Source organism: Pseudomonas sp. NPDC087804, assembly GCF_044742965.1.
In the GTDB taxonomy this organism is placed as follows: Bacteria; Pseudomonadota; Gammaproteobacteria; order Pseudomonadales; family Pseudomonadaceae; genus Aquipseudomonas; species Aquipseudomonas rustica.
The window spans coordinates 15008-27309 of record NZ_JBIUVN010000016.1; the positions used below are offsets into that span (position 1 = coordinate 15008).

Below are 12302 nucleotides of genomic sequence, written 5' to 3' on the forward strand. Positions count from 1 at the left end.
CGCAACACCGCTTACCGCTGTTGCCGCTAAAGTGCTCGCGGGTGTTTCAACCCGCGTCGATGCTCCAGGAGGATTTCATGCGCACGATCGTTTTCAGCAGTCAGACCTACGACCGCGACAGCTTCCTCGCCGCCGACTGCCCGGCGGATCTCGAACTGCATTTTCAACCGGCCCGGCTCAGCCTCGACACAGCGGCCCTCGCCGACCAACACGAAGTGGTTTGCGCGTTTATCAATGACGATCTCAGTGCTCCGGTGCTGGAACGCCTCGCCGCTGGCGGCACGCGGCTGATTGCCTTGCGTTCGGCGGGTTACAACCATGTCGATCTGCCTGCCGCCAAGCGTTTAGGACTGGCGGTCGTGCGTGTTCCCGCGTATTCGCCGCATGCTGTCGCTGAACATGCGGTGGCGCTGATTCTCGCCCTCAACCGTCGTCTGCACCGCGCCTACAACCGCACCCGCGAAGGTGATTTCACCCTGCACGGTCTGACTGGTTTCGATCTGGTTGGCAAAACGGTGGGCATCGTCGGCACCGGACAGATCGGTGCGACCTTCGCGAAAATCATGCACGGTTTCGGTTGTGAGCTGCTGGCTTACGATCCCTATCCAAACCCGGACGTTGTCGCTTTGGGCGCGCGTTATCTGAGCTTGCCGGAGCTGCTCGCGCAGTCGCGAATCATCAGCCTGCACTGCCCGCTCAATGAGCAGAGCAAACACCTGATCAACCGCGATTCACTGGCGCACATGCAAGCCGGCGCGATGCTGATCAACACCGGGCGCGGCGGATTGGTCGACACGCCGGCGCTGATCGACGCACTGAAGGACGGGCAACTCGGTTATCTGGGGCTGGATGTCTACGAAGAAGAAGCACAGCTGTTTTTCGAGGATCGTTCGGACTTGCCGTTGCAGGACGATGTGCTGGCGCGATTGCTGACCTTTCCTAACGTGATCATCACCGCGCATCAGGCGTTTCTCACGCGCGAGGCACTGGGCGCGATCGCGGCAACCACGCTGCACAACATCGCGACCTGGGCGGCGGGTGCGCCGCAGAACCAGGTCGAGGGCTGACCGTTATTTCGGCGACAGCGACGACGCCAGAATCAGCAAGGCCAGCCAGCCGAAGCCGAACAGCCGTTGTTTCGCCGAGTGCCCGTTGCGCAGCAGGAACCAGACAAACACCATCGGCAGCAGGAAGATCATGATCTTCAGCCAGCCTTCGACCGGGCGGCTGCCATCGGCATTGATCTGCGGTTGAACCGGTTGCGCCGCTTGCTGACGACGACGGCGCCCTGCTGCGGCGGGCATCACTTTCGGTAGCGGTTCAGCGGCGGGCGGGACAACGGCCTCCGGCACAGCCTTGTTGCGCGGCAGACTGCCGAAAGAAATCGTCGAGGCCTTCGTGGGGGCAGCGGCGGCCTGCGCTTGCACATGCGCCGCTTGCTCGGCCATCGGAGCCCCGCAATGAATGCACACCAAGGCTTCGGAACTGATGTTCCGCTTGCATTCATAACATTCGATCAGCGCCATGTTCCGTTCCTTCAGAGTCGGGTGCGGCAGTTTGCCATGGGTGCGGGTCGATTTGAACCGGATCGAAGGTCGCACGCGCGCATCATCCTGCAATCGAGCCCGTGCTAGCATGTCGCGCATATTTGGAGGACCCATGGTCGAACACGATTTCCGCTACACGCTGATGAACCCGCAACACACCCTCACCGAATGCCGCGCCCTCGTTCCGGGCCGCTATCAGGTCACCGGCAACGGTGGTTCGATCCGCATCGGTGACGCGCTGTTGGTCACCCTCAAAGGCAGCAAGGATTTGTCCATGCGCCTGACCGTCGAAACCGTCCGCCACCTGATCAATCCGCCGGGCCAATGGACTGCGATGACCACCGGCCCGGTGTTCGGCGAACTGGCGATCCACACTTGGCAAGTCAACTGCGACAGCTGCGCCAAAGAGCTGAGCTTTGAATTCGCCGTGGACGCCAAGCTGGGCAAAACCGCAGAGAAACCGGCCGCCACCGCGCGGATTGCCGAGCTGGGCTGGAAAGCCGTTGGCGACAAGCACCTGTGCCCGAAATGCCAGGAGCCTGCGTGATGAAACGCTTTGCCCTGACCGCGTTGGTCGGTGTTGGTCTGGTGGGTTGTGCGGCTGAGCCTGTGCAACTGCAACAAAACCGCAGCTACATTCTGGAATGGATCGGTGAACGGCCATTGATGGATTACAGCCATCTGACCGTGACCCTCGGCGAGGATGGTCGCGCTTACGGCAACGGCGGCTGCAACCATTGGTTCGCGCCGTACACGCTGGAAGGCGACAAGCTGAGCTTCGGCAAAATCGGCAAGACCCGCAAACTGTGCGCGCCGGCGTTGATGGAGCAGGAGCAACGTTTCCTCGAGGCGCTGGAACATGTCGAGCGCTGGGACATCTCGCCGATCGAGCAGATGCGCTTCTGGCCGGCTGAAGGCAAGCCTTTGCGTTGGTGGCTGGAAGAGGGTTGATTGTTCAGCCGCAAAAAAGATCGCAGCCTTCGGCAACTCCTACATGAGTCCGCGTACCCCCTGTAGGAGCTGCCGAAGGCTGCGATCTTTTGATCGTTCCCACGCTCCGGCGTGGGAACGAGCCTGAATGGCAACAATCTATTTAGTCGCCTGCAACGCCTCCAGCTTCGCCATCACCCCCGCCGCCGTCTGCTCGCCCATCAGCTGTTCACGCACCTTGCCCTTGTTGTCGATGATGTACGTCACCGGCAGCGCTTCACTGCGCGGCACGTCGAACAACTCCGCCGGATCCTGCGCCAGCACGGTGAACTTGATACCGAGTTTTTCACTGGCCTCTTTCAGCTCCGCGCCCTGCACGTTGTCGAAGTTAACCCCGAACACGCCGACGTTCTTGCCCTTGAGCTCGTCAGCCAGATGATTGAGTTCCGGAATCTCCGTTCGGCACGGCCCGCACCATTCGGCCCAGTAGTTGAGCACAACCCATTGTTTGTCCAGACGCTCGGACGCGACTTTCTGCCCGTTCTGGTCGATGCCGTAGTCGTTACCGCAGCCCCCCAGCATCAACGCCCCGATAATCGTCAATGCCGCTGCCAATCGCCGTGTCATGTCCTGTTCCTTGTGAAAATTTAAACGCGCCTGCGACCCATCGCCTCTGACGGTTCTGGATTGCGCGCTGCACAGTTAGAATAGCCGCCACTTTACGCCAGAAGCGACCCGCCATGACCGATCTGACGCTTTATCACAATCCGCGCTGCTCGAAATCCCGCGGCGCGCTGGAACTTATCGAAGCCCGCGGCCTGACGCCAAACGTCGTGCGTTACCTCGAAACCCCGCTGAATGCGGCGCAAATCAAGGCCCTGCTCGGCAAGCTCGGGATCAGCGCACGCCAGTTGCTGCGTACCGGGGAAGATGAATACAAAATGCTTCAACTGGCGGATGAAAGCCTCAGCGAAGCGCAATTGATCGACGCCATCGCCCAGCATCCGAAACTGATGGAGCGACCGATTCTTGAAGTCGGCGACAAAGCCGTGATCGGTCGTCCGCCGGAAAATGTCCTGGAGTTGCTGCCGTGAGCGCGCCGTACATTCTGGTGTTGTATTACAGCCGCAATGGCTCGACCAACGAGATGGCGCGGCAGATTGCTCGCGGTGTCGAGCAGGCTGGCCTCGAAGCGCGTCTGCGTACCGTGCCGGCGATCTCCACCGAGTGCGAAGCCGTTGCGCCAAGCATTCCGGACGAAGGCGCGCTCTACGCCACGCTGGATGATTTGAAAAACTGCGCCGGCCTGGCCCTCGGTAGTCCGACGCGTTTCGGCAACATGGCCGCGCCGCTGAAATACTTCCTCGATGGCACCAGCAATCTGTGGCTGACCGGTGCTCTCGTTGGCAAACCGGCCGGCGTGTTCACCTCCACCGCCAGTTTGCACGGCGGTCAAGAAACCACGCTGCTGTCGATGATGCTGCCACTGCTGCACCACGGCATGCTCATCACCGGTCTGCCGTACAGCGAATCGGCGCTGCTGGAAACCCAGGGCGGCGGCACGCCTTACGGCGCCAGCCATCACGCTGGGGCGGACGGCAAAAAAGGTCTGGATCAGCACGAAGTCGCGCTGTGCCGTGCGCTCGGCCATCGTCTGGCCAAGACTGCGCAGAAACTGGAGGGCTGACGGTGGCGAAGAAGCCGAAAATCCTGCCCTCGGTCGAGTGGCTTGAGCCGCGCGTGAAAGCGATGCGGGTGGTCAGTCTGCTGAGCTTTTTTGCTTTGGCCGGGTTGCTCGCTGCGTACTATCTGATCTTCGCCGATCTGCACGGCGCGCGGCCGTGGGTGATTCTGCTGGTCGAGCTGATCCCGTGGCTGGTTCTCGCCCCGGCGATGATCATGGGCAGCGCCCGTGGTCATTCGTGGATGTGTTTTGTGGTGAATCTGTATTTCATCAAAGGCGCACTGGCGGCGTATGACCCGAACCGGCAGTTGTTTGGCGTGCTGGAGATGGTCGCGAGCCTGGCGGTGTTTTGCTCGGCGCTGTTGTATGTGCGGTGGCGGTATCAGTTGAATCGCAAGTTGGCTGGCGAGGGAGAAATCTCCGTCGCCTGATGGAAAAAGATCGCAGCCTTCGGCAGCTCCTACATTTGGAATGCATTTCCCTGTAGGAGCTGCCAAAGGCTGCGATCTTTCAGCGATTCAATGGTTGACGGTATAAGCAAGCATCATCGAAATCTGGCTCATCGGCCGTCCGCCACTCTCTTCATGCCACTGATTGAAGACATTCTGCACAATCGCCAGATCACGCTGGCTGGTCGGCACTTTGTCGACGATCTTCTGCGCATTGAGCGCCGCGACCACGTCGTAGCTCGGCACAAAAGTATCCTTGCCGACCATGCGCAAAAACCGTGGCGCTGACAGCCCGCCGAGTTGATGTCCGTGCTTTTTCAGGTACGTCCACAGGCCGACGATATCGGTCACCGGCCAGTCGGCGATCAGTGCGCCGAAACTGCCCTTGTCCTTTTCCACATCGAGAATGAACTGCGCATTGCGCGGTACGCTTTTCAGCTTGCCGAGGTGGCGGATGATCCGCGCATCCTGCATCAGGCGCTCGAGGTGCTCGGCGCTCATCAGCACGACTTTTTCCGGGTCGAACTTGAAGAACACTTCTTCGAAGGCCGGCCACTTGGCGTCGACCAGACTGTGCTTGAGGCCGGCACGGAACACGCGCAGGGCCATGGTCGAAAGGTAGCGGTCGTCGCTGATTTTGCGCAGTTGTGCGGGAGTCTTGGGAACGGGCAGATGGGCTTCCAGTTCAGCCGCCGAACCGAAGCGGTTCAGACAGTATTCGTGCAGCCACTTGTAATCGCGCATGCCCTCTCCTGGTGAATTGAATAAAGAAACTAATGCGGGGCCCTGTGGTGAGGGGATTTATCCCCGATGGGGAGCGGAGCTCCCCAGAAAAGCTGGGGCTGCTGTGCAGCCCATCGGGGATAAATCCCCTCGCCACAAAAAGCGCGGCCACATAAAAATGGGGTTTACAGATTGACGACGTTCACGAAGCGCGAAGCCGCGGTTTCGTCGATCTTCAGGCTGGTGAAGTCGAACAGGTTGCGGTCGGCCAGTTGCGACGGGATGACATTCTGCAGACTGCGGAAGATGCTTTCCGTTCGACCGGGTGTCTTGCGTTCCCAGTCCAGAAGCATTTCCTTGACCACCTGACGCTGCAGGTTTTCCTGCGAACCACAGAGGTTGCACGGGATGATCGGGAATTCCTTCAAGTCCGAATAGGCCTGAATGTCTTTCTCGTTGCAGTACGCCAGCGGACGGATCACCACGTTGCGGCCATCGTCGGCGCGCAGCTTCGGCGGCATGGCTTTCAACGAACCGTTGAAGAACATGTTGAGGAAGAACGTCTCGACAATGTCGTCGCGGTGATGACCGAGGGCCATCTTGGTCGCGCCGATTTCGTCAGCAAAGGTGTACAGCGTGCCGCGACGCAGACGTGAACACAGCGAGCAGGTGGTCTTACCTTCCGGGATGAGTTCCTTGACCACCGAGTAGGTGTCTTTCTCGACGATGTGGTACTCGACGCCCAGTTCTTTCAGATAGGCCGGCAGCACGTGCTCGGGGAAGCCCGGCTGCTTTTGATCCATGTTCACCGCGACGATCTCGAACTTGATCGGTGCAACCTTCTGCAGGTGCAGCAGCACGTCGAGCATGGTGTAACTGTCCTTGCCCCCGGACAGGCAGACCATGACCTTGTCGCCGTCTTCAATCATGTTGAAGTCAGCAACCGCTTCGCCGGCCAGGCGGCGCAGGCGCTTTTGCAGTTTGTTCTGGTTGACCGTAAGAGTGCCCATGACGCGAAATCCGTGAGGTGTGACGAAAGGCCGGCATTTTACGCAAAAACCCTGGATGCGCGAAGCATCTGTGGCGAGGGGATTTATCCCCGTTGGGTTGCGAAGCAGCCCCAAAACCTGAGAACTCGTATTGCCTGACACTGCGCGATGAATGGCTTGGCGACTGCTGCGCAGCCGAACGGGGATAAATCCCCTCGCCACAAAAGTGTTTCAAGCATCAAAAATGCCTTACCGGCAAGACCTCAAGGCGATTAAGCCCCGTGTTTACAGCGCGATTTGCTCTAAGCCCCTAATACCTGTGCGGTTAAGTCCTTTCTATACTGCGACATAAGGTCGCACACATCCATGACCTGACTTTGCTCGGCCTCATTGGCCCGTAGGCGCTCCGTTGGGGGGCGATGGCAATAACAAGAGGAGTGACTGGCATGATCCATCACGTAGTGGGACTTTTTACCCACCCCGATCAGGAATGGAAGGAAATCCGTGGCGACCAAGAGGAAAGCATCAGCCACATGTACCTGACACACACGCTGATTCTGGCGGCGATCCCCGCCATTTCGGCGTTTATCGGCACTACCCAGGTCGGCTGGGTGATCGGTAACCGCGCGCCAGTAATGCTCACCGTCGAAAGCGCGATCTGGATGACCGTCATGTCGTACCTGGCGATGCTTGGCGGCGTCGCGGTCATGGGCGCTTTCGTGCACTGGATGGCGCGTACGTACGACGCCAACCCGAGTCTGGCCCGGTGTGTCGCATTCGCCACTTACACCGCAACGCCGTTGTTTGTCGGAGGTTTGGCGGCGCTGTATCCGCATATGTGGCTGGGGATGATCGTCGGCACGGCGGCCATCTGTTACACGGTTTATCTGTTGTACGTGGGGCTGCCGACGTTCATGAATATTCCGTCGGACGAAGGTTTCCTGTTCTCAAGCTCAGTGCTGGCGGTGGGTCTGGTGGTGCTGGTCGCCATCATGGCGTTTACCGTGATCGTCTGGGGGCTGGGCGTAGGGCCCGTATACACCAACTAGCAAACGTCTTGTTCATAAAGGCCGCCGCGAGGCGGCCTTGTCGTTTGCCGGACGACCATTCGGCAGCTCGACGATTCGCAAGTCCCCAGGGTTGCGGCATACTCGACGTCTCTGGAGATCCATCAAGCATGCCCGAGCAACTCAATACCCGCGTCGAAGACTGTTACCAACTCGCTGAATCCTTTTTCAAACGTCACTTCCAACGCCCTGTCGTCAGTCTCAAGCTGCGCGGGCAAAAAGCCGGTGTCGCGCATTTGCACGAGAACCTGCTGCGCTTCAATCCGCAGCTGTACCGGGAAAACACCGAACATTTCCTCAAACAAACCGTGGCCCACGAAGTTGCGCACCTGATCGCCCATCAGTTGTTTGGCGACCGCATTCAGCCGCACGGCGAGGAATGGCAACTGATCATGCGCGGGGTTTACGAACTGCCGCCGGATCGCTGCCACACCTACGCCATTAAACGTCGCAGCGTTACCCGCTATATCTACAAATGCCCGTGCGTGGACAGTGATTTTCCGTTTTCGGCGCAGCGGCATAGCCTTGTGCGGCAGGGGCGGCGGTATTTGTGTCGTAGTTGCCGGAATACGTTGGTGTTCAGTGGTGAGATGCGGGTGGAATAGTCAGATTTGTGTTGTCTGTTCTGGCCCCATCGCGAGCAGGCTCACTCCTACAGGTGAAATGCATTCCAATTGTAGGAGTGAGCCTGCTCGCGATGAGGCCGGCACAGGCACTAAAGAACGACTTTGACAGAGCGCAATTCTGCAATTCGCTCAGGACTAAACCCCAACTCCCCCAACACTTCATCCGTATGCTGCCCCAACACCGCCCCGACATGCCGCGGTGCCGGTAAATCCTCGGAAAATTTCAACGGACACGCCATCTGCGCCTGCGTCGTGCCATCCCCGCGCGGCACTTGCGTTACCAGTTCGCGCGCCTGCAACTGCGGATGCCGCACCGCCTCACTCAAATTCAACACCGGCTCGACACACGCATCGATCCCGGCAAACAGCTCGCACAGTTCAGCAAAGTCATGCCGTTCGAACTCGATCTTCAACGCCTCCTTCAGCGCCCGCTGCTGCTCAGGTTTCGGCGACAAGCCTTGCGCCGCCAACTCCGGCCGGCCCAGCGCCGCACACAGTGGCTGCATGAACGCCGGCTCCAGACTGCCGACCGACATCCAGCGCCCATCCCGCGAACGGTAATAGTCGTAAAAGCTGCCGCCATTGAGCATCTGGTCTTCCCAGCCCGGCTCCTCGCCGCACGCCAGATAACCGGCGCCGGCCATGGCATTCAGGCTGAATGCGCAATCGGTCATGCTCACGTCCAGATGGGTGCCCTGCCCCGTTTGCTGCCGCGCAATCACCGCTGCGAGTAAACCGATTACCCCGTGCAACGAACCACCGGCGACATCCGCCACCTGCATACCCAACGGCAACGGCCCGCTGTCGGCGCGACCGGTGTAGCTGGAGAGCCCGGCGAGGGCGAGATAGTTGATGTCATGCCCGGCGCGATCCTTGTACGGGCCGGTCTGGCCGTAACCGGTGATCGACACATAGATCAGCTTGGGATTGATCGCCTTAAGTGCCTCGTATCCGAGACCCAATCGCTCCATCACGCCGGGACGAAACTGTTCCAAAACGATGTCGTGATCCGCCAGCAATTGCTTGATCACCTCGAGCGCTTCGGGCTGCTTGAGATCCAGCGCCAGGCTGCGCTTATTGCGATTGAGATAGGCGTGACTGGCAGACATCCCGCCATCGTGCGGCGGTAATACGCGCAGCAGATCCATGCGCGTCGGCGATTCGATACGCAGCACCTCGGCGCCCATGTCCGCCAGCAACAGCGACGCGAACGGCCCCGGCAACAGCGTGGAGAAATCGAGGATTTTCAGTGAGGCCAGCGGTGCAGACATGAGCGAACTCCTTGGGCGATGCACTCAGCCTAGGCAGCCATTGCCGATGCAGCAATCACCGGATATGTCAGCGGGTGTGACCGTTACGCTCAAATCGCAGGCAATAAAAAACCCTGTGGTGAGGGGGTTTATCCCCGATGAGTCGCGTAGCGGCTCCCTTCTACCACTAAAAAGAAGGGACTGCTGCGCACTCCATCGGGGATGAATCCCCTCGCCACAAGGGCTTTTTTACTTACTTGACGCTGCTCGGGGCCGGGCCTTCAGCCACACCCAGATCATCTTCAGGGCGGGTATCAGCGATACCGCGACCGCCCGATGCCAGTTCGGATTGCAGTACGTCGGTGTCCAGCTCTTTCACCCACTTGGCAACCACGATGGTCGCAACAGCGTTGCCCACCAGGTTGGTCAGTGCGCGTGCTTCGGACATGAAGCGGTCGATACCGAGGATCAGCGCCAGACCGGCCACCGGCAAGTGACCTACCGCCGACAGAGTCGCGGCCAGCACGATGAAGCCCGAACCGGTCACACCGGCTGCGCCTTTGGAGGACAGCAGCAGCACCACCAGCAGCGTGATCTGGTGCGTGATGTCCATGTGCGTGTCGGTTGCCTGAGCAATGAACACAGCGGCCATGGTCAGGTAGATCGCGGTGCCGTCGAGGTTGAACGAGTAACCGGTCGGGATCACCAGACCCACTACCGATTTCTTCGCGCCCAGACGCTCCATCTTGATCAGCATGCGCGGCAGTACCGATTCCGACGACGAAGTGCCGAGTACGATCAGCAGCTCTTCACGGATGTAACGGATCATTTTCAGCACGCTGAAACCGTGCATGCGGGCGATGCCGCCGAGCACGATCAGCACGAACAGCAGGCAAGTGATGTAGAAGCAGATCATCAGTTGACCCAGCTGCACCAGCGAACCCACGCCGTAAGCGCCGATGGTGAAGGCCATGGCACCGAAGGCACCGATTGGCGCGAGCTTCATGATCATGTTGATGATGTTGAACATCACGTGGGCGAAGCGATCGATGAAGTCGAGGATCGGACGGCCGTAGTCACCCAGGCGATGCAGGGCGAAGCCGAAGATCACCGAGAACATCAGCACTTGCAGGATGTCACCGGTGGCGAACGCGCCGACGATGGTGGTCGGGATCACGTTGAGCAGGAAGCCGACAACGCTTTGGTCAGCGCCCGCCGCGACATAGGAAGCGACTTTCGAAGCGTCGAGGGTGGCAACGTCGATGTGCATGCCGTTGCCCGGCTGCACGATGTTGACCACAACCAGACCAACCAGCAGAGCGATGGTCGAAACGATTTCGAAGTACAGAAGCGCGTAACCACCGGTCTTGCCGACCGATTTCATGCTTTGCATGCCAGCGATGCCGCTGACCACGGTGCAGAAGATGATCGGAGCGATGATCATTTTGATCAGTTTGATGAACCCGTCACCCAGCGGCTTTACCGCCACGCCGAACTGCGGGTAGTAATGACCAAGCGCGATACCGATGATGATCGCGATGATCACCTGAAAATACAGGGATTTGTACAGTGGCTGACGAGTCGTCATTGCAAGTTTCCTCAAGAGCCCCGCGTGCAACATCCATCTGTTACGCCGCGAAACCTGAATTGCGAACCCTCCTGCACTGGAGGGATTTGTTGTTGGAGCGGCGTTTTCCGGGCGGGATAAACGCACGCTTCTGTCGCTCTTATCGCAAACGCCGTGCCACTTTGGTGCATTTCCCGGCAAGCCTTTTGACATCAAGGGCTGCAGGTCTTTTTAGTGCCAACGTGCGGTGACTTGAGTGTGGCGGATTTCCGCCAACTCGCCGCTTGTCGTCCTACAATTTGGCGGAAATCCGCCTTGTTGCTCGCATCACCCCCGGCTACCATCCGGCGCCTGAGGAAGGATTTGCCGCTTATGCGCGAACGCACCATCGCCAGTCATTTCGCCCGTGCCGCCCTCGGTGGCGCACGCCGCCTGGGTTTCGACTATTCGAGTCTGTTGCTGCAACTGGGCATCAGCCCGGAATTGCTCGACGAACCTCGCGCGCGTCTCGCGCCGGAGCAGTTCACTCAGTTGATCCAGGGCCTGTGGCTGGCGCTGGATGACGAATACCTCGGTTTCGGCAATGCACCGAGCAAGCCCGGCAGCTTCGCGATGATGTGCCACGCCTCGATTCATTGCCGCAATCTGGAGAAGGCTCTGCAACGCGGCTTATTGTTTTATAGCCTATTCCCGCAAGGCCCGCGCCTGACCCTGAGCCGCGAAGACGAATGGGTACGTTTGAGCCTTGATGATGCGCAATTGTGGGATCCGGATCACTTTCTCACCGAGAGCCTGCTGGTGATCTGGCATCGCCTCGGCAGTTGGCTGATTGGCCAGCGCATCCGGCTGGAACAGGTGACATTCAGCTATCCGCGCCCCGAACACGGCGCGGAATACGATTTGCTGTTTCCCTGTCCGATGACGTTTGCCGGCGATCAGAGCAGCCTGCTGTTTCACAGCCGCTACCTGCACATGCCGTTGTTGCAGGACGAACGCACGCTCAAACACTTCCTCGAACGCTCCCCCGCTGACTTGCTGTCGCGCCCGGATGACGGTGACAGCCTGAGCAGTCGGCTGCGCCGCTTGCTCAGCCGTGACAGTGCGAATTGGCCGGATCTGGAAGCGGTGGCCGCGCAAATGCACATCAGCCCACAGACGTTGCGCCGGCATTTGCGTGAGGAAGGCACAAGTTTTCAGGAGTTGAAGGATCAGCTGCGGCGGGATATCGCCATCTACCATTTGGGGCGCGCGGATTTGTCGTTGCAGCAGATTGCCGAGCAGTTGGGGTTTTCAGAGCCGTCGGCGTTTCACCGGGCGTTCAAGAAATGGACGGGGCTGACGCCGGGGGCTTATCGGGCGCAGGAACAGTGAGGCATTACATCAAAAGCCCCTCACCCTAACCCTCTCCCGGAGGGAGAGGGGACTGATTGGGGGATGCTCGAAATCTCCGCCGACCTGATACTTCGCTGT

Annotated in this window: 15 protein-coding genes; 9 read left to right on the forward strand and 6 right to left on the reverse strand. The window is 59.4% G+C overall.

What is annotated here, in order from left to right; translation table 11 throughout:
* Positions 1–77: 77 nt before the first annotated feature.
* A complete protein-coding gene (locus ACIOMO_RS18770) occupies positions 78–1067 on the forward strand; it encodes a 2-hydroxyacid dehydrogenase (protein WP_400754158.1) in 990 nt (329 codons plus the stop codon).
* Between the two features lie 3 nt (positions 1068–1070).
* Here ACIOMO_RS18770 and ACIOMO_RS18775 read toward each other — a convergent pair whose 3' ends face one another.
* The gene (locus ACIOMO_RS18775) at positions 1071–1526 is read right to left on the reverse strand and encodes a hypothetical protein (RefSeq protein ID WP_212548943.1); all 456 of its coding nucleotides are present in this window, start codon (positions 1524–1526) and stop codon (positions 1071–1073) included.
* 133 nt (positions 1527–1659) lie between these two features.
* Between ACIOMO_RS18775 and ACIOMO_RS18780 the strand changes: the two genes are divergently transcribed.
* Both ACIOMO_RS18780 and ACIOMO_RS18785 read left to right on the forward strand, forming a co-directional pair.
* Positions 1660–2094: a hypothetical protein gene (locus ACIOMO_RS18780; protein WP_038367468.1), complete on the forward strand. Its 435-nt coding sequence runs from the start codon at positions 1660–1662 to the stop codon at positions 2092–2094.
* Positions 2094–2498, forward strand: a complete 405-nt coding sequence (locus ACIOMO_RS18785) for an META domain-containing protein (protein ID WP_053122774.1) — start codon at positions 2094–2096, stop codon at positions 2496–2498. Before ACIOMO_RS18780 ends, ACIOMO_RS18785 begins: the two co-directional genes overlap by 1 nt.
* 138 nt (positions 2499–2636) lie before the next feature.
* Here the strand turns inward: ACIOMO_RS18785 and ACIOMO_RS18790 are convergent, their stop codons facing one another.
* The gene (locus ACIOMO_RS18790) at positions 2637–3104 is read right to left on the reverse strand and encodes a TlpA disulfide reductase family protein (protein ID WP_159814989.1); all 468 of its coding nucleotides are present in this window, start codon (positions 3102–3104) and stop codon (positions 2637–2639) included.
* Between the two features lie 113 nt (positions 3105–3217).
* Between ACIOMO_RS18790 and arsC the strand changes: the two genes are divergently transcribed.
* From arsC to ACIOMO_RS18805, 3 genes are read left to right on the forward strand one after another with little or no spacing between them, the layout of a single operon-like run.
* Positions 3218–3571 carry an arsenate reductase (glutaredoxin) gene (gene arsC / locus ACIOMO_RS18795; protein WP_212543819.1) on the forward strand — a complete coding sequence of 118 codons (354 nt, stop codon included), beginning with the start codon at positions 3218–3220 and terminating at the stop codon, positions 3569–3571.
* The gene (gene wrbA, locus ACIOMO_RS18800; RefSeq protein WP_053122780.1) at positions 3568–4164 is read left to right on the forward strand and encodes an NAD(P)H:quinone oxidoreductase; all 597 of its coding nucleotides are present in this window, start codon (positions 3568–3570) and stop codon (positions 4162–4164) included. Before arsC ends, wrbA begins: the two co-directional genes overlap by 4 nt.
* Positions 4165–4166: 2 nt before the next feature.
* Positions 4167–4592, forward strand: coding sequence for a DUF2069 domain-containing protein (locus ACIOMO_RS18805; protein ID WP_053122782.1), 426 nt, complete (start codon positions 4167–4169; stop codon positions 4590–4592).
* A gap of 87 nt (positions 4593–4679) precedes the next feature.
* Here the strand turns inward: ACIOMO_RS18805 and ACIOMO_RS18810 are convergent, their stop codons facing one another.
* Both ACIOMO_RS18810 and ttcA read right to left on the reverse strand, forming a co-directional pair.
* Positions 4680–5354 (reverse strand): DNA-3-methyladenine glycosylase I, encoded by a 675-nt coding sequence (locus tag ACIOMO_RS18810; protein WP_159814991.1) that lies wholly within the window; start codon positions 5352–5354, stop codon positions 4680–4682.
* Positions 5355–5518: 164 nt separating this feature from the next.
* On the reverse strand, positions 5519–6343 hold the full coding sequence (gene ttcA / locus ACIOMO_RS18815) for a tRNA 2-thiocytidine(32) synthetase TtcA (protein ID WP_038367448.1): 825 nt from the start codon (positions 6341–6343) through the stop codon (positions 5519–5521).
* Between the two features lie 425 nt (positions 6344–6768).
* On the opposite strand from ttcA, the gene ACIOMO_RS18820 reads away from it, so the two are divergent.
* Both ACIOMO_RS18820 and ACIOMO_RS18825 read left to right on the forward strand, forming a co-directional pair.
* Positions 6769–7371, forward strand: coding sequence for a Yip1 family protein (locus tag ACIOMO_RS18820; RefSeq protein WP_053122787.1), 603 nt, complete (start codon positions 6769–6771; stop codon positions 7369–7371).
* A 128-nt stretch (positions 7372–7499) separates the two neighbouring features.
* Positions 7500–7994 (forward strand): SprT family zinc-dependent metalloprotease, encoded by a 495-nt coding sequence (locus tag ACIOMO_RS18825; protein ID WP_053122789.1) that lies wholly within the window; start codon positions 7500–7502, stop codon positions 7992–7994.
* Positions 7995–8104: 110 nt separating this feature from the next.
* Here ACIOMO_RS18825 and ACIOMO_RS18830 read toward each other — a convergent pair whose 3' ends face one another.
* Both ACIOMO_RS18830 and ACIOMO_RS18835 read right to left on the reverse strand, forming a co-directional pair.
* Positions 8105–9286 carry a CaiB/BaiF CoA transferase family protein gene (locus ACIOMO_RS18830; protein WP_401242769.1) on the reverse strand — a complete coding sequence of 394 codons (1182 nt, stop codon included), beginning with the start codon at positions 9284–9286 and terminating at the stop codon, positions 8105–8107.
* Positions 9287–9518: 232 nt separating this feature from the next.
* Positions 9519–10853, reverse strand: a complete 1335-nt coding sequence (locus ACIOMO_RS18835; RefSeq protein WP_159814994.1) for a dicarboxylate/amino acid:cation symporter — start codon at positions 10851–10853, stop codon at positions 9519–9521.
* A gap of 351 nt (positions 10854–11204) precedes the next feature.
* Here ACIOMO_RS18835 and ACIOMO_RS18840 point away from each other — a divergent pair, with 351 nt between their 5' ends.
* Positions 11205–12203: an AraC family transcriptional regulator gene (locus ACIOMO_RS18840; RefSeq protein ID WP_401242772.1), complete on the forward strand. Its 999-nt coding sequence runs from the start codon at positions 11205–11207 to the stop codon at positions 12201–12203.
* The last annotated feature ends 99 nt before the right edge of the window (positions 12204–12302 follow it).